The organism is Xanthomonas sp. NCPPB 3218 (genome assembly GCF_056725185.1).
Window position 1 is genome coordinate 4727276 of sequence record NZ_CM161516.1, and the last position, 25794, is coordinate 4753069.

A 25794-nucleotide genomic window follows, 5' to 3' on the forward strand; every position below is an offset into this window, starting at 1 on the left:
GCGAACCTGAGCCTCAGGCGTGCGCCAGCTGGGTCATCGACCCGGGTCTAGGGTGACTGTCGCTGGACATGAGTAAGGGCTCCGAAGGGTGCGTACCGACCGGTGATCCGGGCGGCAGCGCGGCGCAGTCTGCGCGCCTGCGCCCGCTTGGTCAATGCCCTGCGCAGGCCATGCTCAGCGGGCGTCCAGGCGGACGCCACAACGCCGGGCCTGTCATGTCGACAAGCGACTGCACTGCACCCGACGACCGGCCGTGCGCGACCGACCAGGACCGTGGGTCATTGCCTGCAACGGCGGCTGCGTGCACGCATGCAATGCGGAACGACCTGGCGACATGCGGCTCAGTCATGCGGACGACGTGGCGCATTGCTGCCCGCGATGTGGTGCTGCCGGCTTGCATCACCGGACCAGAGCACACCGCCAATCCACACAGTTGCACGCAGCGCACGCCGATCCAGGCCAGCAGCCGACCGCGGGCGGCATAATGCGAACCTCAACGGAGAACGTGCATGCATAGCGGTGGTCTGGAACTGGCTCTGGTGCTGATGCTGGCCGCCATCGTGGCGGTGCCGGTGTTCAAGCGCTTCGGCCTGGGCGCGGTGTTGGCCTATCTGGTCGCCGGTGTGGTGCTTGGGCCCGATGGCGTGGGCGTGGTGCAGGATGCCGAGCGCATCAGCGGCGCGGCCGAGATCGGCGTGGTGATGCTGCTGTTCGTGATCGGCCTGGAACTGTCGCCGGCCCGCCTGAAGGTGATGCGTCATTCGGTGTTCGGTGCCGGCGCCACCCAGGTAGTGGTGACCACGCTGATCCTGGGTGGCCTGCTGATGCTCGGCAACCTGGGCTGGAAGAGCGCGTTGATCGTCGGCGTGGCGCTGGCGTTGTCGTCCACCGCGGTGGGCCTGCAGCTGCTGGCCGAGCGCAAGGCGCTCAATAGCGACTACGGGCGCCTGGCGTTCGCCATCCTGCTGTTCCAGGATCTGATCGCCATTCCGTTGCTGGCGGCCATTCCGCTGCTCGGCGGCAGCAAGAACGCCACGCTGGCATGGCCGGACGTGGCCAAGGCGGTCGCAGCACTGGCGCTGGTGATCCTGTGCGGGCGCTTCGTGCTGCGCCATCTGTTCAACGTGGTGGCGCGCACGCGCATGCCGGAAGTGTTCACCGCCAGCGCCCTGCTGGTGGTGCTGGGCACCGCCTGGATCATGCAGGAAGCCGGGTTGAGCGCCAGCCTGGGCGCCTTCATCGCCGGCGTGCTGCTGGCCGATTCGGAATTCCGCCATGAGCTCGAATCGCAGATCGAGCCGTTCGAAGGATTGCTGCTGGGGCTGTTCTTCATCTCGGTCGGCATGGGCATCGATCTGAACCGGGTGGTCGCCGAGCCAGGCCTGATCGCCGGCGGCGTGGCGATCCTGCTGGTGGTCAAGTTCTCGCTGCTGGTCGGCATCGGCAGCGTGGCGAAGTTGCCGCTGCGCAGCAGCCTGATGCTGGGCAGCGTGTTGTGGCTGGGTGGCGAATTCGCCTTCGTGGTGTTCAACGAGGCCGATCGGGTCGGCTTGCTGGAGCGCGCCAACCACGACCGGCTGGTGGCCGTCGTCGGCGTGTCGATGGCGCTGACCCCGCTGTTGCTGCTGGGCATGCAGCGCATCCTCAACGGGCCGCTGCGGCTGCATGCGCCCAAGTCCGACCGCCCGTTCGACACCATCGATGCGCAGACGCCCAAGGTGCTGGTCGCCGGCATGGGCCGCTTCGGTCAGGTGGTCGCGCGCCTGCTGACCGCGCGGCATGTGCCGTTCGTGGCGCTGGAACACAACCCGGACACCGTGGAAGATCTGCGCCGCTTCGGCAGCCAGCTGTACTATGGCGACCCCACGCGACCGGAACTGCTGCGCGCCGCTGGCGCCGACCGCATCAAGGTATTCGTGATCGCGGTGGACGACCCGGACACCAACATCAAGACGGTGCGGCTGATCCGCCGGCTGTATCCACAGGCCACGGTGCTGGCGCGCGCACGCAATCGCCAGCACGCCTGGAAACTGATGGACCTGGGCGCCGAACCGTTCCGCGAGGTGTTCGCCTCCAGCCTGGAACTGAGCGAACGCGTGCTGACCTCGCTCGGCCTGGGCGAGGCGGTCGCCAAGGATCACGTCAAACGCTTCCGCCAGCACGACGAAGAGTTGCTGCATCGCCAGCACCTGGTCTACGACGACGAAGCCAAGGTGATCCAGACCTCGCGCGACGCACGCGCCGACCTGATGAATCTGTTCGAAGCCGACATCAAGGCCGATGTGGACGGCGAGCCCGCGCCTACCACACAGGATCGCTGAGCCCTTCGTAGGAGCGTGCCTGCGCGCGACCCGGGCGTTACCGATAAAGCCCGTCGCGCGCAGGCACGCTCCTACGTGGATGTGGTGCATCGTTCGTCAACGGTAACGGCGCCGTCGCTGCCTTCGGCGACGACCTGCACGCGAGCGGCCGATTGCGTCCAAGTCATACGCCGATGTGATGGCGAGCCCCACCAACCACCCACAATCACTTCGCCGTTCGTAGGAGCGTGCCTGCGCGCGACCGGGCGTTACCGATAAATCCCGGCGCGCGCAGGCACGCTCCTACGTGGATGTGGTGCATCGTTCGTCAACGGCAACGGCGCCATCGTTGCCTCGGCGACGACCTGCACGCAAGCGGCCGATTGCGTCCAAGTCATACGCCGATGTGATGGCGGCCGGGCCGATATAGGCGAACACCACCTGCAGCAGCGCCCCCACCAACCACCCACCATCGCTGCGCCGTTCGTAGGAGCGTGCCTGCGCGCGACCCGGGCGTTACCGATAAAGCCCGTCGCGCGCAGGCACGCTCCTACGTGGAGCTGCGGCGGCTGCCTCCGTCAGCGGCGTGGCGCGCGCACCGCGGTCTTGCTGGCCGACTTCTTCGCTGCGCTCTTGCCTGCCGCGGTTTTGCCGGCGGTCTTTGCGACCTTGCTGGTTGCGCGTTTGCCCGCGGCTTTCTTTGCCGCACTGCCCGGCGACGTAGCCGCATCCTGCGATGGTCTTGCTGCAGCCGCGGATGCGCGTTTGGCTGGCGCCTTGGTGACCTTTTCGGCTGCCGCCTTGGTGATCTTCCTGGCCGGCGCCTTGGCAGCCTTCTTGACCGTCTTCCCGGTGGCTTTCTTGATCGGCGTGGTGGCGCTGCTGCGCGCTTCCGGTGCGCGGCGCGGCGGTGGCTTGCGGCCGGGGGTGAGCGCGCGCCAGGCGTGTCCACCGTTCATCGCCAGCAAGGCGTCGGCGGCCGAGGGGCCGGCGCTGCCGGCGGCGTAATTGGGGAAATCGCTGGGCGGTTGCTTCCAGGCATCCAGGATCGGTTGCACGATGCGCCAGGCACCTTCCACCATTGCCGCATCCTGGAACAGGCCGGCCTCGCCGTTCATGCAGTCCTGCAGCAGGCGCTCGTAGCCCACCGTGTATTCCTTGGGGAACCAGTCGCGGTAGCGGAAGTCCATGCGCACCGGTGCCAGGCTGACCTGCGCGCCGGGGCGTTTGACGTCGAACTGCAGCGAGATGCCTTCGTCGGGCTGGATGTGCAGCACCAGCCAGTCGGGGCCATAGCCGCCCACTTCGGTGCTGCGGAACGGCGCCAGCGGCGCGGGCTTGAAGCGGATCGCGATCTCGGTGGTGCGCTCGCGCAGACGCTTGCCGGTGCGCAGGTAGAACGGCACGCCGGCCCAGCGCCAGGTGTCGACCTGCAGCTTCATCGCCACATAGGTTTCGGTTTCCGAATCGTCCGGCACCGTGTCTTCTTCGCGATAGCCGGGCACGGCGCTGCGGTTGACCGCACCGGAGGCGTACTGGCCACGCACCACGTCTTCGGGCCTGATCGGGCGCACCGCCTCGATCACTTCGGCGCGGCGGCGATGCATCGCTTCGGTGGTGAATGCAGCCGGCGGCTCCATCGCAATCATCGCCAGCAACTGGAACAGGTGATTGGGCACCATGTCGCGCAGGCAGCCGGTGGGGTCGTAGAAGCGCCCGCGCCCTTCCACGCCGATGGTTTCGGCGGCGGTGATCTGCACATGATCGATGCGGTCGCGGTTCCACACCGGCTCGAACAGGCCATTGGCGAAGCGGAACGCCAGGATGTTCTGCACGGTTTCCTTGCCGAGGAAGTGGTCGATGCGGAACACCTGGTCCTCATGCAGCACCTTGGCGACGGTGGCGTTGAGCGCGACGGCGCTGGGCAGGTCGTGGCCGAAGGGTTTTTCCACGATCACCCGACGCCAGCCCTCGCCCTCGCGTTGCTTGACCAGCCCGGCTTCGCCCAGGTTGAGCAATACCGGCTCGAAGAAGCGTGCGGCGGTGGCCAGGTAAAACAGCACGTTGCCCTGGGTGCCGTAGCGCTTGTGCAGCTTCTCCAGCGCGCCCCCCAGGGTTTGATAGGCACCCAGGTCGGTGAAATCGCCGCGCAGATAATGCATGCGCTCGCGCAGCCACTCCCAGGTGTCGGTGTCGAACTCGTCGGTCTGGAATTCGGCATCACGGCTGCTGAGCAGCTGGGTCATCGACTGGCCCATCATGGTGCGCCACGAACGCTCGCTGATATCGCCGTGATCCATGCCGACGATGGCGAACTGCTCGCCCAGTGCGCCGGAGCGGCGCAGGTTGTACAGCGCCGGCATCACCAGGCGCTTGGTCAGATCGCCGCGTGCACCGAACACCACGATGATGCACGGCGGGGTGGTGGCTTGTTCGTTCATGGATGTGTTTCCTCTTTGCCCATGCGTCCGTGCAGGCGCAATGCCGCATTGACCAGAGCCACGTGGGAATACCCTTGCGGGAAGTTGCCAAGCATGCGCTTGCTGCGCGGGTCGTACTCTTCGGCGAGCAGGCCCACGTCGTTGCACAGCCCGAGCAGGCGCTCGAGCAGGGCGCGCGCCTGCTCGGTGCGCCCAAGCAGGGCGTAGTTTTCCACCAGCCAGAAGCTGCAGGCAAGAAAGGTGCCCTCGCCGGCCGGCAAGCCGTCGGCGCTGTCGTCGGCGCGATAGCGTTCGACCAATCCATCGATGGTCAGATCGCGTGCGATCGCATCGGCAGTCGCGGCGATGCGCGGGTCGTCGGCCGGCAGGAACCCCACGATCGGGATCAGCAACAACGCCGCATCCAGGCGATCGGAGCCGTAGCTCTGCACGAAGTGCCCGTCCGGGTGCACGCCTTTTTCCAGCACTTCGGCGCGGATGTCGTCGGCAATGCGGCCCCAGTGCGCGCGCTTGGCCGCATCGGCGTTGGTGATGCCATCGCGCGCGCCGCAGTCGAACGCCAGCCAGGCCATCACCTTGGAATGCACGAAATGACGGCGCTCGTCGCGGATTTCCCAGATGCCTTCGTCGGGCAGGCGCCACAGCGTTTCCAGCGTTTCCAGCACCTTTTCCAGCAACGATGCCGACGAGCCATCGTCATCGGACGGCGGCGCCACGCCCTTTTCGCGCGCGTAATGGAACGCGCCGATCAACTCGCCGTAGACGTCGAGCTGGAACTGGTCCACCGCGCCGTTGCCGATCCGCACCGGCCCGGAATTTTCATAGCCGGGCAGCCAGTGCGCCTCCCACTCCTGCAGGCGGCGCTCGCCGGCGATGCCGTAGAGCGCCTGCAACTGATCCGGCGAACCGGCGATGGCGCGTTGCACCCAGTCGCGAAAAGCTTCTGCTTCGTCGCGATAGCCGGCCTGCAGCAAGGCGATCAGGGTGAACACCGAATCGCGCAGCCAGCAGTAGCGGTAATCCCAGTTGCGGCTGCCGCCCAGATGCTCGGGCAGCGAGGCAGTCGGTGCGGCGACGATGCCGCCGGTGGGCAGATAGCTGAGCCCTTTCAGTACCACCAGCGAGCGGCGCACCTGCGCGGTCCAGGGGCCGACATCGGTGCAGCGCCGCGCCCAGCCATGCCAGAACGCGGTCGTGCGTTGCAGCGCCTGTTCCGGATCGATCGCCGCCGGCGTGGGCTGATGCGACAGGCCGTGGCTGAGCACAAACCAGGTGCTCTCGCCCTGCCGCAGCGTGAAGTCGGTTTCGGTGCCCATGTCCTCGCCGTGCAGCGCCTGCGGCGAGCGCAGCGCCAGTTGGTCGGGGCCGGCAATGGCGCGGATGCCACCGTCGATGCGCGTCACCCATGGCACGGTGCGGCCATAGTTGAAGCGGAAGGTCAGGCGCATGTGCATCGGCACCTGGCCCTGCACGCAACGCACGATCCGCACCAGGTGCTGGTGGCCGTCGCCTTCATCGCTGGCGACCATGAAGTCGACCAGTTCCACCATGCCGGTGTCGGTGTGCATGCGCGTGCACAACACCAGGCTGTCGTCTTCGTAGGCACGCTCGCTGCGAAAGTCGCCGGCCGGCGACAACGCCCATTGCCCGTGCTGCTCATCGCCCAGCAGGGACGCGAAAAACGCATCGGAATCGAAACGTGGCAGACACAGCCAGTCGATGGTGCCGCGGTGGTCGACCAGGGCCGCGCTGTGGCAATTGCCCAGCATGGCGTGGTCCTCGATACGCACGCTCATCGTAGAGGCGCTTCCTTCGTGCGAGGGAGCGCCAAGTTTTGCATGCGCGGTGTCGGGATCAGGTTACGACTGCGCCGGCAGACGCAGCAACGGTGGCACCGTGTGTTCCAGGCGACGGATCAGTGCCGGATCCATGTACGCGTAATCGTCGGGAATCTGCAGGCAGATCACCCGGCAATGGCGCAGATGCGCGGCGAAGCGCTTACGCAGCAACTGCAGGTGACGACGCTCCATCACCAGCACCAGCTGCGCTTCGTGCAACAGCTCCGGGGTGAGCTGTACCTCCGCATCGGCGGCCAGCCCGGCCGATTGCGTCTGCACGCCCGGCCAGTCGGCGAACACGCGCTCGGCGGTGGGGCTGCGCAGCCGGTTGCGGCTGCACACGAACAGCACCCGCAGCGGTGTGCCGCCGCGCTGGCTCAGCGGCCTTCGCGCAGGAAGCGCGCCATCGAGGACACCCCCGGCAAGGCGGGTTCGAACTGGCCGGCCACATCGATGAAGCCGCGCATGATCGCGATCTCGCGCGGGGTGCGGTTGAGCGCGTCGCGGCGGTCGGCATCGGCGCCGGCACGCAGCAGGCGCTGCACCAGCAACGGCAGGCCGTGCAGTGCGGCCAGGTGCAGCGGACCGAAACCGCGTTGATCGGCCACGTCCAGCGAGACGTCTTCGTCGAGCAGGCGTTCCACGCCGGCCAGCACCACCTGCTCGTCGCAGGCGGTGCCCGGTTCGGCGCGCGCGCCCAGCACCAGCAGCAAGGGGCTGACCCGGCCGCCGGCCAGGTAGTCCGGGTCGGCGCCGGCCAGCAGCAAGGTATCCAGCAAGGCCAGCAGGCGGCTCTTGTCGCGCGCGGTGAAGCCGTACAGCGCGGCGCAATGCAGCGGCGCCAGGCCTTGGCCGTCGTTGGCGTGCACATCGGCCGCCGCGGTGAGCAGGCGCGCCACGATATCCGGCAGGCCCAGCGCGCAGGCCAGCATCAGCACGGTGACGCCGCCGGGCAGGCGGTGCTCGATCTGCGCGCCGGCCTGCAGCAGCGCGGCCACGATCTCGGTCTGGCGCATGCTCACCGCCGCCGACAACGGCGTGGCGCCGCTATTGGCCGCGCGTTGCGGGTCGGCGCCGCGACCGAGCAGATGCGCCACCACGCCCAGATGGCCACCACCGGCGGCACGCAGCAACGCGGTGCAGCCCTGGGCATCGATCGCATCGACCGGCAGGCCCAGATCGATCAGCCGACGCACCGCATCGGTGTCGCCGACCATTGCGGCGGCCGGCACATCCGCTTCGCGCAGGCTGCGCTGCGGCAGCGACCAGATGCGCCAGTCCAGCCAGTCGGCCAGGTCGCGGCGGCCGATCGACAGCGCCACACCCAGCGGGGTCTGCCCGTCGGCAGCGCGCGCTTCCGGCGAGGCACCCTGCTTGACCAGCAATTTCAGCGACGCCTCGCGGCCCAGCGCGGTGGCCAGGTGCAGCGCGGTCATGCCATGGCTGTCGCGCGCCTCGCGGTCCACGCCGTGTTCCAGCAGCCACTGCTGCAGGCGCAGCCAGCCCAGCCGCACCGCCAGCGACAACGGCGGATCGCCGGCCGCCGATGCGGCGAACGGGTCGGCGCCGCGTTCCAGCAGTTCCAGCGCGAACTGTTCCAGCCCGCGCGATGCCGCATCGTGCTGCACGCAGGCGCTGAGCAGCCGCGTCAGGCCGCCGGCACCGGCCGGCGACACGCCATGGCGCAGCAGCGCCTGCAGCGCCGGCACCGCCTCCACGCCCCGCGACAGCAGCGCAAACATCGGCACATCGCCGCAGGCATCGCGCACTTCGGCATCGGCCCCGTGGCGCAGCAGCCAGTCCACCGCATCGGCGTTCAAGGCCAGATGCGCGTCGTGCAGCAGGCCGCCGAGTTCTTCTGGGCCGCACAGGCGGGCCAGTGCGACCAGACCGTCGCGCTGGCCGAACTGCAGGCCTTCGCGCAGCAGAACCAGTGGCGGGCGATCGGGCAGTACCGTCACGCCGGGGCTCTCGCCGTGCGCGTCACTGACCGCCGCCGGCAAGGGATAGCCGGGATCGAGCAACTGCACGATCGCCCAGCGCCCGGCTTCGGCGGCCACATCCACCGCGCGACGGCCGTGCGCGTCGGCGCTGTCGGCCGGCACCTGCAGCTCGAGCAGGCGCCGGATCAGCGCCGGCGACACGCTGTCGGCGGCGCAGGCCAGCATCACCGCATTGCGGCCCTCGCCGTCGATGGCCAGCACGTCGGCCTTGCGTGCGACCAGGCGTTCGAGCACCCCGCTGCGCGCCTGCCGCGCCGCATCCAGCCACGGCGTGCGGCCGAGCAGATCGCGCGCTTCCAGATTGGCGCCGGCCGCCAGCAGCGCCTCGACGATGTCGCCATGTCCGGCCAACGCGGCTTCGTGCAGGGCACTGCGGCGTTGGCGGTCGCGCGCATCCACGCGCGCCTTGTGCTTGAGCAGCAGTTGCACGCCGGCCGGGTCGTCTTCCTCGGTGCCGGCCGCGGCCAGCAGCACCGGCGCGCCACCTTCCGGTTCGGAGTGCGCGCCGCGTTCCAGCAGGAACTTGGCCAGCCGCCAGTTGCCGACCTGGCAGGCCATCGCCAGCGGCGAGTGGCCTTCGTTGTTGAGCGCATCGAGTTCGGCGGCGGCATCGCGCAGCAGCGCGGCCACGCCCGGGTCGGAACTGCGCACCGCGTGGTGCAGCGGCGTGTTGCCGTCGTTGTCGCAGGCGCGCGGGTCGGCCCCGTTGGCCAGCAGCGTCATCACCGCATCCGGGCGGCCATGCCAGCTGTCGCGGGTGGCGGCCAGCAACGGGGTCATGCCGCGATGCGGCTGGTTGACGTCGACGCGGCGCACGATCAGCTCGCGCAGCAGGCGCAGATCCGGCAGCACCGCGGCCAGCGCGGGCAGGCTGCGTTGGTCGCGCCACTCCGGCAGCGGCATCGCCTGCGGGTCGGCCCCGGCGTCGAGCAACTGCAGCGCGCGGTCCACGCGTCCGCTGCGCGCGGCCTCGAACAGCTCCGGCACCAGTTGGTGCTGGGCCACCGGCTCCAGCGGACGCGGCTCGGCCGCCGCTTCGGAAAAGAAATCGGCCGCCTGCAGGGCCGCCGGGGCATCGCTGCGCGCCGGGGCGGCCGTGCGTTGCAACAGCAGGTGGGCAGCGGGCAGCAGCACGCTGGCCGCGATCGCCAGACTCCAGCGCAGGCTGCTCGACAACCAGCCCGGCCAGGCCAGCGCCACCACCAGCGTGCACATCGCCAGCACCAGGGCAGCGGCCAGCAGGCCGCGCCAGGCGTGCAACTCCTGCGTCGCCAGCGCATGCCAGCGCGGGGCCAGGGCGCCGCCATCGCGTTCGACCTCGCCCCACAGCGGCCAGGTCCGCCACAACCCGAGCAACGCGGCGCTGACCGCCACACTCAAGGCCAATGCGGCGGCCAGGCTGCCGCTGTCGCGCAGGGCGGTCAGCGGCCAGCTGATCAGGGCGGCCAGCGCCAGCAGGCCCACACCCCAGATCGTCAGCAACGGCGGCACTGCCTGCGCAACCGCACGCGGCTGGCTGGGCAGTGCGCGGCTACCGCGCGCCCACGACACCGCCAGCGCGAACGCCGGCTGCGCCAGCCACAGCGTCACCGCGGCGACACCGCCGCCGATGCCGCCCAGCAACGACAACGCCACGCCGGCCAGGCCGGCCAGCGCTGCGGCCCGCAAGCGTGCGGCCCGTGCGGCCTCAGTCATAGTCGCACTCGCCCGCCAGCACCACCGTCTTGGGCAGTTGCAGATAGAAGCCGTGCCTGGCGAGCGCTTCGCGCACCGTGGCCACGTCGGCCTGCGCCAGACGGCGCTCCGGCGTCAACGCCACCTCCAGCACGAACGCGAACGGCGCCAGCTGCGCGTGCACGGCGGCGGGAAGACCGGAGAAGTCGTCGCGCGTGGCGAGATAGACGAAGGTGTCCTGCTTGCGTTGGCTTTTATAGACGTAGGCGTGCATGCGCGCGTGGTCGCGCTCGATCGGCAAGTGTGTCGCAGGATTGTGTCCCAATTGCGCCGATGGCGAAAGCGCGGCAACGCGCGAAAACTCCAGCCCCGTCAGCGACATGACCGGCACGTTCAGTTGCGCCATCGACGGGAGGCGCACCCGCCATCGATATACTGAGCCCACTTCTTGCCAGCCAGACCACCGTGAGCCAAGCGCAGCATTCGTCCCAGATGGCCCCGGTCGCCGTCACCGCTTTTACGTCCACCACCGCGCTCGGCGCCGGGCTCGATGCCCAGGCCGCCGCCCTGACTGCTCGCCGCAGCGGCATGCGTCGCAACGATTTCGGCCCGCAGCCGCTGGCGTGCTGGATCGGCCGCGTCGACGGCGTGGAAGACATCGTGTTGCCGGAGGCCCTGCAAGGCTGGGACTGCCGCAACAATCGCCTGGCCTGGCTGGCCCTGCAGCAGGACGGCATGGCCGAGGCGGTGCAGGCCGCCGCGCAGCGCTACGGCGCCGAGCGCGTGGCGGTGATCATCGGCACTTCCACCTCCAGCATCGGCGCCAGCGAAGAGGCCTACACGCGGCTGGTCGAAGACGCCGACGGCGCGCGCTTCCCCGACGACCTGGATCGCCCGATCGTGCACACCCCGCACTCGCTGGGCGACTTCATGCAGCACGCCACCGGCCTGCGCGGCCCGAGCGTGACCGTGGCCACCGCCTGTTCGTCCAGCGCCAAGGTGTTTGCCCAGGCCGCGCGCCTGATCGATGCCGGGGTGGTGGATGCCGCCCTGGTCGGCGGCGTGGATACCTTGTGCGGCAGCGTGCTGTTCGGCTTCAACTCGCTGCAGGTGGTGGCACCGGAGCTGTGCCAGCCGTTCGATGCGCGCCGGGTCGGCCTGAGCCTGGGCGAGGCCGGCGGCTTTGCCATGCTCGAACGCACCGCTGCCGCACCGGACGCAACGCTGTGGCTGTACGGCTATGGCGAATCCAGCGATGCGCACCATATGTCCGCCCCGCATCCGCAGGGCCTGGGCGCGCAGTTGGCGATGCGCGGCGCGCTCGAACGCGCCGGCCTGGAGCCGGCCGCGGTGGGCTACCTGAACCTGCACGGCACTGCCACACCGGCCAACGACAGCGTCGAAGCCGCCGCAGTGGCGGCGATCTTCCCGGCCACCCTGCACGCCAGCTCGACCAAGGCCTGGACCGGCCACACCCTGGGCGCAGCCGGCATCGTCGAGTCGGTGATCGCGCTGCTGGCGCTGCGTGACGGCGTGCTGCCGGGCACGCTCAACAGCGAAGTGCCCGACCCCGCCTGCGGCCCGCAGATCCGTTTCGACAATGCCCATTCCAAGATCGATTACGCAATGAACAACTCCTTCGGTTTTGGCGGCAACAACTGCTCGCTGCTGTTCGGGCAGGCCCGCTGATGCTGGCTGCCACCATCGAGGGGATCGGCTTCTGGACCCAGGGCCTGCCGAGCTGGGACGCCGCTGCGGCGTTCGTGCGCGGCGGCGCGCTGCAGGACACCGGCGCGCGCCCGGCGCCGCAGCTGCTGGCCGCCAACGAGCGCCGTCGCGCACCGGACACGGTGGCGGTCTCGCTGGAGGCCGCGCTGGCCGCCTGCACCGCCGCCGGCCGCGAGCCGGCCAGCCTGCCGTCGATCTTCACTTCCACGTACGGCGACCTGGCCATCTCCGACTACATGTGCACCACCCTGGCCAGCGACCCCACGGCGATCTCGCCGACCAAGTTCCACAACTCGGTGCACAACGCCGCGGCCGGCTACTGGACCATCGGCGCCGGGGCGATGACCCCGGCCACCGCGATCAGCGCCAGCCTGGGCAGCTTCGCGCAAGGCTTGCTGGAGGCGCTGGTCCAACGTGCCGCCGGCATGGACGCAGTGCTGCTGGCCGGCTACGACGCCCGCTCGGTCGGGCCGCTGGGTCGGGTCGCCCCCAGCCAGGGGCTGCTCGGTGGCGCGCTGGTGCTAGGTGCGCCCGGCCAGGCCGGCAAGCCGCAGTTGCGGGCGTGGCTGGACGACGGCACGCCGACGACGGGCGCCGGCCCGCTGGCGCGGCATGTCGCCGCCAATGCGATGGCGCCGATGCTGCCGTTGTTCGACCTGATCGCCACTGGCGGCGAACGCGTGGCGCTGTACGCCGGCCCGGGCCGGGTGTTGCGCGTGGAGCTCCAGCAGTGAGCCGGCAGCCACTGACCCGCGAGGACACCGCGATCCTGGTGCCGGCGCTGAACGAATCGCTGCGCATCCGTGAAGTGGTCAACGATGCGCTGACCTATTGTTCCAACGTGATCGTGATCGACGACGGCTCCGATGACGGCACTGCCGACTGCATCGCCGGCCTGCCGATCACCTTGATCCGGCACCCGCAGCGCAAGGGCAAGGGCGCCGCGTTGCGCAGCGGGTTTGCGCAGGCGCAGCGGATGGGCATGCGCGCGGTGATGACCATGGACGGCGACGGCCAGCACAAGGCCGCCGATTTCCCGCGCCTGTTGGCGGCGGCCAACCGCCACCCCGGCTGCGTCATCGTCGGCGCCCGCATGCGCAAGCGCGCCACCCAGCCCACCATCCGCCGCATCGGCAACGATTTCGGCGACTGGGGCATCGCCTGGGCCTGCGGCTTCCAGCTGGTCGACAGCCAGAGCGGCCAGCGCCTGTATCCGGCCTCGGTGTTCACCCTGCCCGACGTGCCCGGCGAAGGCTTCGTGTTCGAAGCGCAACTGCTGATTTCCGCCGCACGCCAGGCCGGCGCGCGCGTGGTCGCGGTGCCGATCGAAACCCGCTACGCCGGCACCTCGCCGGGCGCGTTCCGCAAGAGCCATTTCCGCCTGGTACGCGATCTGTGGGAAATCACCTCGCATGTGGTGGTCCAGGCCTGGAGCTACGGGCATATCTGGCGCGAGTACCGCCGCGTGCGCGCCAACCCGGTGCTGATCGACGACGCTGACGGCGAATTTGCTACTGTGCCGGCGGTTACCAAGAGCAAGCCATCCCCATGAATGCACAGCGTGCCGATGTCGTTATCACCGGTGGTGGCCTGGCCGGCCTGAGTCTGGCCCTGCAGCTGCGCCAACGCGACCCCGAACTGGCGATCACCGTGCTGGAGCGCCGTGCGCACCCGGTGCGCGAGGCGGCGTTCAAGGTGGGCGAGTCCACGGTGGAGATCGGCGCGCACTACTTCGCCGAGGTCTTGGGCCTGCGCGAGCATCTGGAAACCGAGCAGATCCGCAAGTTCGGGTTCCGCTTCTTCTTCTCCGACAAGCGCGAGGACATCGACCGCTGCACCGAGCTGGGCGTGAGCCAGATCCTGCCGACGCCGTCGTGGCAGATCGACCGTGGCCGCTTCGAAAATTTCCTCGGCGAGCGCGCCCGCGCGCAGGGCATCACGTTTGTCGACAACTGCAGCGTCAAGGGCGTGGACCTGTCCGATGACCAGGCCGACCACGCCGTGCGCTACGAGCGCGCGGGCGAGGCCGGCACGCTGAGCGCACGCTGGGTGGTGGATGCCAGCGGCCGCGCCGGCCTGCTCAAGCGCAAGCTCGGCCTGGCGCAGGACAATGCGCACGACGCCAATGCGGTATGGTGGCGTGTGGAAGGCCTGATCGACCCCAATGGCTGGTCGCAGGACAGCAACTGGCTGCAGCGCTGCACGCCGCCGGACCGCTGGCGCTCGACCAACCACATGTGCGGGCCGGGCTACTGGTTCTGGCTGATTCCGCTATCGTCCGGCGCGCATTCGCTGGGCATCGTCTGCGATGCAACGATGCACCCGCTGGACACGATGAACACCCACGACAAGGCGATGACCTGGCTGCGCACGCATCAGCCGCAGGTCGCCGCCACACTCGACAAGGCCGACTACCGGCTGCAGGACTTCCTGTTCCTGCGTAACTTCTCCTATGGCTGCAAGCAGGTGTTCTCGCCGCAGCGCTGGGCGCTGACCGGCGAGGCGGGCTTGTTCCTGGACCCGTTCTATTCGCCCGGCAGCGACTTCATTGCGATTTCCAATACCTACATCTGCGAACTGATCGGCCGCGACCGCGCCGGCAGATCGCTCAGCCCGTATGTGGAGCTGTATCAGCAGCTGTATTTCTCGTTCTACGAAAACACCCTGACCCTGTACCAGGATCAGTACGCGCTGTTCGGCGACGCGCAGGTGATGCCGGTCAAGGTGATCTGGGACTACACCTACTACTGGTCGCTGCTGGCGCCGCTGTTCTGCAGCGGACGCATCGCCGACCTCAGCCTGCTCTCGCGCATGAAGTCCGATTTCTTCTATGCGCGCGACATGAATCTGGCAATGCAGCGTGTGCTGCACGACTGGGGCCAGCACAACACTGCACAAGGCCTGGCCACTGACGACGGGCGCCTGCTCGATCAATACCTGATCGGCTGGTTCAACGAACTCAATGGCGCCTTGAACGACACCCTCGACGACGATGCCTTTGCCGCACGCATCCACAGCAACGTGGCGCAGATGGCGGTGCTGGCACGCGAGATCCTGCAGCAGGCACGCCAACGCCATGCCGCACTGCCGGACCATGGGCTGGACGCCTTGACCGCCAACGCCATCGGCGAGCCGATCCTCACCGCCGCCTGGTACGCCGACGCGGCGTGAGTTTGAAAACCGCGCCGGCAACGGCGCGTTTTTTCTTGATTTGCACTAGCTTGCCCCGCGCGTGTGATGCACCACGGCGACACCGGCGGCCAGCCCGAGCCTACATGGACGTACTTGCAGCCTGTCCCGCAACGTTCCCTGCGGCCAAGCCGCAGCTCCTCCGCTCTACAGCCGACGCATCTGCACGGGTCAATCGCTCTCACGCCAAACAAGGCGCTGAACTTCAGCGTCGTTACGACATCCCAAAGCAGGGCTGGTCGGGGATCGTGCTCATCAGGTGGCGAACACGGTCGTTTTCGTTAGGCGCCCTCAGCCCATCCCACCATTGATGCCGATGACCTGGCCGTTGATGTAGCCGGCTGACTCCGAACACAGAAACGCCACCAACGCGGCCACTTCGTCGGGCTTGCCGACCCGGCCGGCCGGTACCAGTTGTTTGATCACTTCCGGCGCGAAGCTTTCGCCGACCATCTCGCTTTCGATCACGCCCGGCGCGACCACGTTGACGGCGATGCCGCGGCTGGCCATCTCGCGCGACAGCGATTTGCTGGCGCCGTGCAAGGCGGCCTTGGCCGCGGCGTAGTTGGTCTGCCCGCGGTTGCCCAGCACCGCCGCCACCGACGACACGCTGACGATGCGGCCCCAGCGCGTACGCGCCATCGGCAGCAGCAGCGGCTGGGTGACATTGAAGAACCCGTGCAGCGATACGTCGATGACCCGATGCCACTGTTCGGCGTTCATGCCCGCCATCGGCGCATCGTCGTGGATGCCGGCGTTGTTGACCACGATCTGGATCGGGCCGCCCTCCAGCAGGCTTGCCAGCGCCACCGCACTGGCCTGCGCATCGGCCACATCGAACGCCACCGCCTCGGCGCTGCCGCCGTCGGCCACGATCGCTGCAACCACGTCATCGGCGCGGGCGATATTGCGATTGGCATGCACGATCACATGGCGCCCCTGCGCCGCCAGCTGACGGCAGATCGCACCACCAAGATCGCCGCTGCCGCCGGTGACGAGTGCGCGGCGCTGTGGAATGGAAGTGCTCATGGAAGCCTCAATGAAAGCCGCAGACGCGACGGCGGAAAGAGCCTCATCCTAACGACTCGCAGCAGGCGCAGGAATAGATCCAGCATTGATCGCCTACATCTTGTAGGAGCGCGCTTGCGCGCGATGCGGCGTCAGCGGTAAGGCCATCGCGCGCAAGCGCGCTCCTACGGGGCCGGGGTGGCCTGCGCGGCGCCCAACATCACCGTGGCGCGCCCTTCGGCGAGCAACTGATCGGCGTGGCTCAGGCGAAAACTGTATTGCTGGCTGTCCTCGCCCTGCATCAACACCTGTGCGTCGCAGACGATCGCATCGGGCAGGTCGTCCAGATACGCGACGTGCAAGTCCACCGCACGCAGCGCCACCAGCATGCCCGGGCGCACCGGCTTGCCCGATTCCCGGCCGAGCAAGCCGCCATGCACAGCCATGGCTTGTGCGCCGTATTCGCATAGATGCAGCGCGCGCAGGCGGCCATTGCAACGCAGCGGATGCGTGTCGCTGCGATGGGCATCGCTGCGCAACACAATGCGCTGCGCATCCCATTCCAGCACTGCTTCCCACAGGCACATGCTGCCCTGGTGTGGAATCAGCGCGGCAATTGCCTCACGTCCCTGCATGTGCATCTCCGTGTCTTACGCGCTCCAGCGTCGGCTCGCGCGACACCAGCAAGGCGAGGATGAAATTGAACAATACCCCCAGCGCCACCGTGCTGCCGATCGCACGCAACACCGGGATGCTGGAGGCAGCCAGTAGCGCGAACACCAGCAGCGTCATCAGGCTGCACACGATCAGCGCATGCAGCGTGCGCAGCTGGTCGGCGTGATCGTCGCCGGCATGGTCGAAGAACAATGCGTAATCCAGGCCCAGGCCTGCCGCCAGGATCAGCGCGATCAGATGGAACAGGTTGAGCTCCACCCCCATGCCGCGCAGGATCGCCAGGATCAGCACCGTGGTCAGCGCCATCGGCAGCAATACGCGCACGATCCGGCGCGGGCTGCGCAACGCGATCGCCACCGTCACCGCCAGCAACAGCGCGGCCAGTACCAGCGCGCCGAGCACACGTCCGCGATACGCGGCCACCAGGGACTCTGACGCGTCCTTCAGATCCAGCAACTGCGCGCCGCTGCCTTTCACGGCGGCAGCCAGTACCGACGGATCGCGCAGGCCGGTCAACGACACCAACGCAGTGCTGCGATCGCCGCGACCCAGCAGCAGTCCGCCGACCGACGTTGCCATCGGCGAGCCGGCCAGGTCCTTCGGCAACAGCGGGGCGGCGCGCTTGGCAGCGTCCAGGTCCTGCAGGAACGGCGCGAACGCGTCACTGCGAAACGGTGTGGCGGCCACCGCACTGTCGGTCAATGCGCGCGCTTGCGCAGCATCCGGCAACGCGGCCTGACGCGCATGCTGGGTCTTGATGCTGGGCAGATAGCGCGCGGCCATGTCGTAACCGGTCAATGCGCCGTCGCGCACCAGGGCATCCAGGCGCGGGCGCAACTGCTCGCTGGCCTGCAGCGCGGCCTCGTCGTTGGCGGCAGGCAGCGCGAGCACGTAACGCACGTCGGGGGCGCCCAGTTCCTGGCGCAGATGCGTGTCCTGCGCCAGGGCCTTGGGCGGCACCGGGGTCAATTTCGACAGATCGTTCTGCCAGAACTGCCCCGGCGCGAACGCGATCACCGCGATGCCGACCAGCGCGATCAGCGCCAGGCTGATGCGCGGCCGTGGCAGGCGCGCGATGCCGCGCCACAGCGCGGCGAGCATGCGTGAATCGGCGTAGTCGCGCGGTGCCGGGTCAATCAACGACGGCAACAGCCACCGCGTGGTGATCGCGGCGGTCGCCAGCCCGGCGATGGTGAACACCGCCAGCTGCCGCAAGCCGTCCACCCCGGAAAACAGGAAGGTCACATAGGCAATGCAGGTGGACACCACGCCGGTGGCCAGCGTCGGCCATAGATGACGCGCGTTGTCGCGTGGATCCAGACCCGGACGCTGATGACTGAACAGGTGGATCGGGTAATCCTGCACCACGCCGATCAGGGTGAAGCCGAAGGCCACGGTGATGCCATGCACGCCATCGAACAGCAGCGCCACCGCAGCCAGACCGGCCAGGCCGGCGCTGGCCAATGGCAGCACGCCGAGCACCGGAATCTTCCAGCTGCGATAGGCGACCAGCAGCAACAACACCAGTCCCACCGTATCCAGCGTCCCGATCCACTGCGCCTCGCCTTGCGTGCGCGCGGTGATTTCCACGGCGAATGCACCGGGGCCGGTCAAGGTAAGCCGGGTCGTGCTGCCCTTGCTGACCTTGGCGAAGGCCGCCTGCACCGCGTCGTAGGCCAGTTGCTGGCCGGTGGGATCAAAGCCGGCTGCGCGCGTCTGCACGACCAGCAAGGCCGAGGTACCGGCACGGTCGAACCACACCGCGTTGCGCGTCTGCGGCGCCGCGGCCGGCTGCAGGGTTTCGGCCAGATGCAGCACTTCCAGCGTGGGGTCGCGCGGTAGCAACGGCTCCACCAGCGCCGCCGCCGGCGACCCCAGATCCTGCACGCGCGACTGCAATGCAGCTTGCAGGGTGTGCGCATCCAGCGGCGTGGTGTCGAAGCTGTCGCTGAGCAGATAGCGATACGGCAGCAGGCGCTCGGGGATCGCATCCAGCCCCGCAGTGCCGCCATTGCCGACCAGCTCGAACAGTTCCGGTTGTGCAGCCAGGGCCTGCTGCAGTGCCTGCGACTGCGCGGCCAGCGTGGCCGGGTCGCTGTTGGACAAAGCCATCAGCAACAGGCGCGAGCCGGGGCCTTCGCCCAGCTCTTCGATCAGCAGTTTCTGCGCCGGCGTGCGCGGGGCGGGCATGAATTTGCGCAGATCACCGGTGACCTTGAGCGTCTCGCTCAACCAGAACCCGGCCACCGCCAGCAACGCCAGCCACAGCAGCGCCAGGCCGATGCGGCGGTTTGCGTTCAACTTAAACGCCATGCGCAAGCCTCGCTATGCCAGCGGAACGTCCACCGGCCGCGCGCGCGGCATCGGGCTGTGCGGGCGCCTTCTCGTTGCTGCGGGCGGGCATAAATTTGCGCAGATCACCGGTGACCTTGAGCGTCTCGCTCAACCAGAACCCGGCCACCGCCAGCAACACCAGCCACAGTAGCGCCAGGCCGATGCGGCGGTTTGCGTTCAACTTAAACGCCATGCGCAAGCCTCGCTGTGCCAGCGGAACGTCCACCGGCCGCGCGCGCGGCATGGGATCGTGCGAGCGGCTTGCTTGCGCCGTGGGCGCGCTGCGTCACGCGCCCGATCCGTGGCATAGCGTGGTCAGCGCGGCCGCATCGGTCACGCTTGCGGCCGCGCGCGCCGCACCGGCCAGCAGCGTGCGTTGCACGTCGCCCTTGGCCGGCTGGCTCTCGATGCAGCGCAACTCGTCATTGCGCCCGTACAGCCGCAACTCGCGCACCTGCTTGGCCACGGCAGCGTCCTTGGGCTGCAGCGTCAGTTGCCAGGCCTGCGGCTGGCCCTGCCCGCTGATGCGGTAGTGCTGCTCCAGCAGCGCACGGTCGCCGGCCAGCAACGCGCCGAAGCCGGACTTCAGGCCGGCCAGCTCGGGCACCCGGCTCAGCGAAAAACGCCGCGGCGATTTGCCTTCGCGTTCCAGCACGCCCTCGTCGCCCTGCAACGTGGTGGTCTCGCGATACGGCGCGCTGACCTCGCGCACCAGGGTTTGCGCGTCCGGGCGACGGTAATGGCCCTGCACGCGCAGCGGCGTCTTCAGCAGCGCCGAGCCACGCAGTTCGACGAACTCGGTACTGACCGGTGCAGGGCGTGCCAGGCGCTGCAGCACCTGGCCGACGTCCAGCGTCTCAGGCGGTGCGGCGCATAGCGGTGCGGCGCTGAACAGCAGTATCAGCATCCACGGCAGGGTGCGGCACATCGGCATGGTGGGTGTTCCAGAAATCGTAGAAGTTGAACCAGTTGTACGGCGCATAGCGTGTGTAATGTTCCAGCCTGGCCGCGTAATCGCGCATGAGTACCGCCAGCACCGGTGCGCGTTGGCGACGCGGCACGTCCAGGCCCTCGCTGAAGGTCTCGAACGCCAGCTCGTAATGATTGCCGCCGCGGTACAGGCCGAACGCCAGCACCACCGGCACCTTCAGCGCTGCGGCGATCAGCCACGGCGAGGTCGGGAACATCGCGTTGCGGCCGAGGAACGTCGCCGGCAACGCCGGGTCGCCCTCGCGCGGGCGATCGATCAGCAGCGCCACCAGCGCACCGGCGTCGGTGGCGTCCTTGATCGCCATGACGATCGAGGTGGCGTCCATGCCGGCGTCGATGATGTTGGCGGCCAGCTGCGGATTCAGCGCGCCCAGCAGTTCGGTCATGGCGCGGTTGTGCGCCTTGTCCAGCACCACCTTGACCTGCACGTCCGGCCGCTCGGTGGCCAGCACGCGCAGCGCATCGAAGCTGCCCAGGTGCGAGCCGAAGATCAGCACGCCGCGGCCGCGATCCATCTGCGCATGCAGCTGGTCCAGCCCGGTGATGTCGACCCGGAAGCGCTGCATCTGCCCGCACAGCATGTACACGCGGTCCAGAATCGTCGAAGCGAAGGTGTGGATATGCCGCGCCACATCGCGCAGCGTGGCCGGGCGCTCCAGCACGCGCGTCAGATAGGCACGCGAGGCGCTGCGCTCGGGCGCACGCACCAGCAGGAAGTACAGCGTGATCGGGTACAGCAGCGCGCGCCCCACCGCACGCCCGGCATGCTGGGCGATGCCGCGGATCAGCCACAGCGCGAAACGTCCGCCGCCTTCCGGGCGTTGCTTCCACTGACTGCTCATTGCGCCGCCTCCGCCACCAGTTCGCCGCTGACCAGCAGCTCGTCGGCGCGCTGCACGCGAAAGCGCCAGCGTGGGCCGGCGCCGTCCAGCATGACCGATGCCGTCTGCCCGGGCAGCAACGGCTGCACGAACTTCACCTGCGGCAGGCGTGCCGCCGCGCGTGGGCCATACGCGGCCTCCACTGCCTGCAGCACATGGTCGAGCACGACCACACCAGGCACCACGGGGCGCCCCGGAAAGTGCCCGGGCAGGCAGGGATGATCATGCGGCACGACGAAATCCATAAGCGGGTAACTCAAATCCTGGGTTGGAGCATCGCAGCCACGGCGTCGTGTGCCTGCTTGGTCAATTGCTGGCGGTCCGGCGCATCCGGCCCGGTCACCGGGATCGGATCGCCGATACGTACCCGGATGATGCCCGGGCGCACCCTGAACACACCCTCCACCGGCAGCACCTTGCCGCAGCCATCCACTGCCACCGGCACCACCGGCACACCAGCATCGATAGCGGCCTGCAACAGCCCGGCCTTGAACGGCAATAATGCGCCGCTGCGGCTGCGGGTGCCTTCGGGAAACAGACACAACTGCTTGCCCTCGCGCAGCAGCGCGGCGGCCTGCCGGCGCACCATCGCCCCGGCACGCCGGCTGTCGCGGTCCAGGAACAGCATGCCGGTGGCCCGTGCATACCAGTTCACGAACGGCACCTTGAGCATTTCGTCCTTGAGCAGGAACCGCAGCGGCACCGGCAAGGCGTAGAACAACGCACAGATATCGATGATGGACTGGTGGTTGCTGACGAACAGGTAGTTCCTGGACCAGTCCACGCGCTCGCGGCCTTCCACGATCACCGTGGCGCCGGCACCGCGAAACAGCACCGGCGACCACATCCACGCGCCCATGCGCAGCAGGCGGTCGGTGTCGCGCGTGATCGCCAGCAACGCCAGGCCATAGGCGATTCCGCCCGCGGTAAACGTCAGCGTGAAGGCCAGTTGCAGCAGATTGAACACGGCCCACGCCAGGCGCGACGGCATCCTTGCCAGCGGCATCTTTGTCTTGTCCCCGAAAATGTGCACGTACGTCGCTGCCCCTGGCCACGCACTCAGCGCAGCAGATCGCGCCAGAATTCCGGCCCGAGCCGCGCCATCTGGCGCAAGAAGTCTGGCAGATTACGATAGGGGCGCTGTGGAAACCAGCGGCCGCGCAATAGATATTCGCCTACAAAGAACCCGCCAACCACCCCGTACGCCAGCAGATTGGCGAACAACGATGCGCGCGCGTCGCTGATCGGCAGCGGCGAGACATAACCCAGTTGCGTCAGCACGCCACTGGGTTCGGCGCACAGGCCCAGCACCAGGTTGACCAGGGTCAGCGCGCACAGCAGCAGCGCCCAGGCCAGGGTGAGGCGGCGCGTGTAGCGGTACTGCTCGGGAGTGATCGGCATGCCGGCCTGGCGATACAGCCCCTCGACGATGCGCGTGATCAACGGCGTGCGCCCACGGCGCAGGCTGCGACCGAAGAACCAGGCGACCCAGCCGGTGAACACCACCGGCGGCGCGGCCAGCACCAGCATCGCGTACGGCGAGTGCCACAACGCACTCAGGCCCAGCAAGGTCAGCACGGCCAGCACCCAGGCCCAGGCGCGGCGCGCGACCATCGGTTCGATCAGCACCATCAGCACCAGCAAGCCACCGGCGATGACAGCCAGCTCCGGGCGATGGCTGGCATTGGCCCAGTGCGCCAGCGGCGAATACGCCACCGCCAGCAACACGCCCAGCCCCAGCACCCACGGGGGCGCATCGCCGGGCGCGGCGTTCGCGACCTCAGACGGTCTTGTTGGCTTCGACATGCGCCGACAATGCGCGCAGCGACGCGAAGATGCGACGATTCTCGTCATTGTCCGAGCGCAGCTGGAAGCCATAGCGCTTGCTGATCGCCAGCGCCAGTTCCAGCGCGTCGATCGAATCCAGTCCCAGCCCGGTATTGAACAACGGCGCCTCCGGGTCGATGTCGGCGGGCTGGACGTCTTCCAGGTTCAGGCTTTCGACCAGGAGTTCGGCCAGTTCACGTTCGGCAGCGGTTTGCGAGGACATCCAGAGAGCTTCCAGGTGAGGGTCGGGCGACAGATTCACAGCGAAATTGCAGAACAACCACAGCGGCGCAGACAACCGTCAGGCCGGCATCGGCGATGCTGCAGGGCACAGACAGTGTACGTTGCCGTGCCGGCCGATTCCGAGCGCCCGCCGCACCGGCGTTGCGGCCGCATTGGCGAGGGTGTCGATCGGTCTGCAACAGCGAGTCGGCGGCCGGCATACCTGTCCGGGCCGCCGGTCAGGCTATCATGACTGCATGACGCTCGCCCGCTGCAGGTTCGTTCCAGGATGACTTCCACCGCTGTTGGCCCTACCCCGACCGCCAAGCCGGCAGCCGGGCCGGCCCCCGGACCCGAGTGTCCGGATGTCCTGATCATCGGCGGCGGGCCGGCGGGCTGCGCGGCGGCCATCGTCCTGGCCCAGCAGGGCTGGCAGGTGACCTTGCTGGAGAAGGCGCAGCATCCGCGCTTCCATATCGGCGAGTCGCTGCTGCCGATGAACATGCCGATTCTCGAACGCCTGGGCGTGTTGGAAGAGGTGCGCAGCATCGGCGTGCTCAAGCGCGGTGCGGACTTTCCCAATGACAGCGGCGGCTACAACACCTTCCGCTTCGCGCATGCGCTGGAGGCCAAGGCCGATTTCGCCTTCCAGGTGCCGCGTGCGCAGTTCGACCAGGTGCTGTTCGAGCGCGCGCGGGCGGTGGGCGTGGATGCGCGCGACCAGGTCAAGGTCGAAGCGGTGGAGTTCGACGGGCAGCAGCCGGTACTGCAGGCGCAGGGCGTGGCGGGTGCGCAGCAGTTCCGCCCGCGCTATCTGCTCGATGCCAGCGGCCGCGACACCTTCCTGGGCAACCGCCTCAAGCTCAAGCGCGCCAATGCCAGGCATCAATCGGCCGCATTGTTCAGCCATTTCCGCGGCGTGACGCGTCGACCGGGCGAAGATGCCGGCAACATCAGCATCTATCGCCATGCGCATGGCTGGATGTGGCTGATCCCGTTGCCGGACGACATCATGAGCGTGGGCGCGGTCTGCTACCCGGAATACATGAAGACCCGCAAAGGCGACAGCGAGGGCTTTTTCATGCGCACGCTTGCGCTCAATACCGAGCTCAGCGCGCGCATGCTCGGCGCCGAACGCGTGGCCCCGGTGCATGCCACCGGCAATTACGCCTACGAATGCACGCGCATGTCCGGCCCGCGCTGGTTGATGCTGGGCGATGCCTACACCTTCGTCGACCCGATGTTTTCGTCCGGCGTGTTCCTGGCCATGCACAGCGCCGAGCGCGGTGCGGCGATGGTGGACCAGGCCCTGCGCATGCCGCAGCACGAGGCAAGGCTGCAGCGCGCCTTGCAGCGCGAGCTCAAGCGCGGCGTGGACGAGTTCAAGTGGTTCATCTACCGCTTCACCTCACCGACCATGCGCGCCCTGTTCGCACAACCGCAGAACACCTGGCAGATCGAGGAAGCGGTGGTGGCGATGCTGGCCGGCGACGTATTCGACAGCCCCAGGGTGCGCCTGCGTCTGCGCGCGTTCCGCGCCATCTATGCACTGACCACCTTGTCGATGATGCCGCGCGCCTGGCAGTCCTGGCGCCAACGCCGACGTCAGGCCACGCTCGGCTTCGATGGCGACACCTTGCAACGCGACACGCAACAACGAGACACACGATGACCGTTTCCCCGGCCCAGACCCCGCATACCGTGCGCCATCCCCGCCTGCAGGTCGACTATGTCGATCAGACCGACCCGTCTGCACTGCTGGCCGACCCGCAGGTGCTGGCCGTGTTCGGCTTCGGCACGGCGGCGCCGCGCCTGGACGACCCGCGCTACCTGCGCGTGCCGCTGCAGCCGTACCACGCCGACGTGCTGGAAGTGTGGCGGACCGACGCGGCGGTGCACAGCGGCCGCGATGGCAACATCGCCTGGGCCAGCGACGGCCGCCTGCAGTTCGGCGTGATCGAAATCGACGAGCAGGATGTCGATATCGAAGCCGCCGCCGCCAAGGCCTATACGGAAATCACCGCCTTCGTCACCGGCAGCCAGACCCCGCGCCTGCTGCGTATCTGGAACTATCTGGACGCCATCACCCTGGGCAGTGGCGACCGCGAACGCTACCGGCAGTTCTGCGTGGGCCGTGCGCGCGGCCTGGGCGCCTTCGACAATGCGCAATTGCCGGCCGCCACCGCGGTGGGACGCTGCGATGCCGAGCGCATCATCCAGATCTACTGGCTGGCCGCCAGCGACGCCGGCACCCCGCTGGAAAACCCGCGCCAGGTCAGTGCCTACAACTACCCGCGCCAGTACGGCCCGCAGCCGCCGAGTTTCGCGCGCGCCATGCTGCCGCCGGCCGGCAGCGACATGCCGCTGCTGCTGTCAGGCACCGCCGCGGTGGTCGGGCATGCCTCGATGCACACCGGCCAGTTGCTGGCGCAGCTGGAAGAGACCTTCGCCAACTTCGATGCCCTGCTCGGCGCCGCCCGCCAGCACGCCCCCGCCCTGCCCGCGCAGTTCGGCGCCGGCACCCGCCTGAAGGTCTACGTGCGCGAGCAGGATGATCTGCCCAAGGTCGCGCAGGCCCTGGACGCCCGCTTCGGCGACGCGGTGCCGCGTCTGCTGCTGCACGCGGTGATCTGCCGCGACGAGCTGGCGGTGGAGATCGATGGGGTGCATGGGTGAGCGATTGC

22 protein-coding genes are annotated in these 25794 nt (G+C 68.5%); 7 read left to right on the top strand and 15 right to left on the bottom strand.

The annotated features are described in order from the left end of the window. The first annotated feature begins 509 nt into the window (after nt 1-509). Entirely contained in the window at nt 510-2321 is a 1812-nt protein-coding gene (locus tag AC1PLS_RS19900; RefSeq protein ID WP_054591201.1) for a monovalent cation:proton antiporter-2 (CPA2) family protein, read from the top strand. A gap of 557 nt (nt 2322-2878) precedes the next feature. Here AC1PLS_RS19900 and zwf read toward each other — a convergent pair. The 5 genes from zwf to AC1PLS_RS19925 all read right to left on the bottom strand — a co-directional run bounded on the left by zwf (nt 2879) and on the right by AC1PLS_RS19925 (nt 10530). Then, a complete protein-coding gene (gene zwf / locus AC1PLS_RS19905) occupies nt 2879-4741 on the bottom strand; it encodes a glucose-6-phosphate dehydrogenase (RefSeq protein WP_184434883.1) in 1863 nt (620 codons plus the stop codon). Then, nucleotides 4738-6537, bottom strand: a complete 1800-nt coding sequence (locus tag AC1PLS_RS19910; RefSeq protein ID WP_184434886.1) for a glycoside hydrolase family 15 protein — start codon at nt 6535-6537, stop codon at nt 4738-4740. The genes zwf and AC1PLS_RS19910 overlap by 4 nt, the downstream gene beginning before the upstream one ends. A gap of 63 nt (nt 6538-6600) precedes the next feature. Beyond that, nucleotides 6601-6930 carry a low molecular weight protein tyrosine phosphatase family protein gene (locus AC1PLS_RS19915; protein WP_016902847.1) on the bottom strand — a complete coding sequence of 110 codons (330 nt, stop codon included), beginning with the start codon at nt 6928-6930 and terminating at the stop codon, nt 6601-6603. Between the two features lie 26 nt (nt 6931-6956). Next, the gene (locus tag AC1PLS_RS19920; RefSeq protein WP_481103994.1) at nt 6957-10277 is read right to left on the bottom strand and encodes an ankyrin repeat domain-containing protein; all 3321 of its coding nucleotides are present in this window, start codon (nt 10275-10277) and stop codon (nt 6957-6959) included. Continuing rightward, nucleotides 10270-10530 carry a YcgL domain-containing protein gene (locus tag AC1PLS_RS19925; protein ID WP_039529613.1) on the bottom strand — a complete coding sequence of 87 codons (261 nt, stop codon included), beginning with the start codon at nt 10528-10530 and terminating at the stop codon, nt 10270-10272. The genes AC1PLS_RS19920 and AC1PLS_RS19925 overlap by 8 nt, the downstream gene beginning before the upstream one ends. 218 nt (nt 10531-10748) lie before the next feature. Between AC1PLS_RS19925 and AC1PLS_RS19930 the strand changes: the two genes are divergently transcribed. The 4 genes from AC1PLS_RS19930 to AC1PLS_RS19945 are packed head-to-tail and all read left to right on the top strand — an operon-like array spanning nt 10749 to nt 15155. Further along, a complete protein-coding gene (locus AC1PLS_RS19930) occupies nt 10749-11945 on the top strand; it encodes a beta-ketoacyl-[acyl-carrier-protein] synthase family protein (protein WP_184434892.1) in 1197 nt (398 codons plus the stop codon). Next, a complete protein-coding gene (locus AC1PLS_RS19935; protein WP_184434895.1) occupies nt 11945-12718 on the top strand; it encodes a beta-ketoacyl synthase chain length factor in 774 nt (257 codons plus the stop codon). The genes AC1PLS_RS19930 and AC1PLS_RS19935 overlap by 1 nt, the downstream gene beginning before the upstream one ends. After that, complete coding sequence (locus AC1PLS_RS19940) at nt 12715-13536, top strand: glycosyltransferase family 2 protein (protein WP_065033431.1); 822 nt, start codon at nt 12715-12717, stop codon at nt 13534-13536. Before AC1PLS_RS19935 ends, AC1PLS_RS19940 begins: the two co-directional genes overlap by 4 nt. After that, entirely contained in the window at nt 13533-15155 is a 1623-nt protein-coding gene (locus AC1PLS_RS19945; protein ID WP_184434900.1) for an NAD(P)/FAD-dependent oxidoreductase, read from the top strand. The genes AC1PLS_RS19940 and AC1PLS_RS19945 overlap by 4 nt, the downstream gene beginning before the upstream one ends. Nucleotides 15156-15464: 309 nt before the next feature. Here the strand turns inward: AC1PLS_RS19945 and fabG are convergent, their stop codons facing one another. From fabG to xanC, 10 genes are all read right to left on the bottom strand, one after another. Further along, complete coding sequence (gene fabG, locus AC1PLS_RS19950; protein ID WP_046345042.1) at nt 15465-16202, bottom strand: 3-oxoacyl-ACP reductase FabG; 738 nt, start codon at nt 16200-16202, stop codon at nt 15465-15467. A 164-nt stretch (nt 16203-16366) separates the two neighbouring features. Beyond that, on the bottom strand, nt 16367-16816 hold the full coding sequence (locus AC1PLS_RS19955) for a hotdog family protein (protein ID WP_184434902.1): 450 nt from the start codon (nt 16814-16816) through the stop codon (nt 16367-16369). Beyond that, on the bottom strand, nt 16803-19169 hold the full coding sequence (locus AC1PLS_RS19960) for an MMPL family transporter (protein WP_184434905.1): 2367 nt from the start codon (nt 19167-19169) through the stop codon (nt 16803-16805). The genes AC1PLS_RS19955 and AC1PLS_RS19960 overlap by 14 nt, the downstream gene beginning before the upstream one ends. Continuing rightward, nucleotides 19159-19434: a hypothetical protein gene (locus AC1PLS_RS19965; RefSeq protein WP_184434908.1), complete on the bottom strand. Its 276-nt coding sequence runs from the start codon at nt 19432-19434 to the stop codon at nt 19159-19161. The genes AC1PLS_RS19960 and AC1PLS_RS19965 overlap by 11 nt, the downstream gene beginning before the upstream one ends. A 42-nt stretch (nt 19435-19476) precedes the next feature. Then, nucleotides 19477-20124 (bottom strand): LolA-related protein, encoded by a 648-nt coding sequence (locus tag AC1PLS_RS19970; protein WP_039814875.1) that lies wholly within the window; start codon nt 20122-20124, stop codon nt 19477-19479. Continuing rightward, nucleotides 20048-21022, bottom strand: a complete 975-nt coding sequence (locus AC1PLS_RS19975) for an LpxL/LpxP family acyltransferase (RefSeq protein ID WP_039524636.1) — start codon at nt 21020-21022, stop codon at nt 20048-20050. The genes AC1PLS_RS19970 and AC1PLS_RS19975 overlap by 77 nt, the downstream gene beginning before the upstream one ends. Next, nucleotides 21019-21306: an ApeI family dehydratase gene (locus AC1PLS_RS19980; RefSeq protein WP_046345049.1), complete on the bottom strand. Its 288-nt coding sequence runs from the start codon at nt 21304-21306 to the stop codon at nt 21019-21021. The genes AC1PLS_RS19975 and AC1PLS_RS19980 overlap by 4 nt, the downstream gene beginning before the upstream one ends. Before the next feature lie 11 nt (nt 21307-21317). After that, nucleotides 21318-22067, bottom strand: coding sequence for a lysophospholipid acyltransferase family protein (locus AC1PLS_RS19985; protein WP_024937535.1), 750 nt, complete (start codon nt 22065-22067; stop codon nt 21318-21320). 53 nt (nt 22068-22120) lie between these two features. Further along, nucleotides 22121-22804: a COG4648 family protein gene (locus AC1PLS_RS19990; RefSeq protein WP_081008645.1), complete on the bottom strand. Its 684-nt coding sequence runs from the start codon at nt 22802-22804 to the stop codon at nt 22121-22123. Between the two features lie 37 nt (nt 22805-22841). After that, nucleotides 22842-23111: a xanthomonadin biosynthesis acyl carrier protein XanC gene (gene xanC / locus AC1PLS_RS19995; RefSeq protein WP_011260626.1), complete on the bottom strand. Its 270-nt coding sequence runs from the start codon at nt 23109-23111 to the stop codon at nt 22842-22844. Between the two features lie 288 nt (nt 23112-23399). On the opposite strand from xanC, the gene AC1PLS_RS20000 reads away from it, so the two are divergent. Continuing rightward, on the top strand, nt 23400-24782 hold the full coding sequence (locus AC1PLS_RS20000) for an NAD(P)/FAD-dependent oxidoreductase (protein ID WP_104608784.1): 1383 nt from the start codon (nt 23400-23402) through the stop codon (nt 24780-24782). Beyond that, a complete protein-coding gene (locus AC1PLS_RS20005; protein WP_184434913.1) occupies nt 24779-25786 on the top strand; it encodes a chorismate transformation FkbO/Hyg5 family protein in 1008 nt (335 codons plus the stop codon). Before AC1PLS_RS20000 ends, AC1PLS_RS20005 begins: the two co-directional genes overlap by 4 nt. Nucleotides 25787-25794 lie beyond the last annotated feature (8 nt).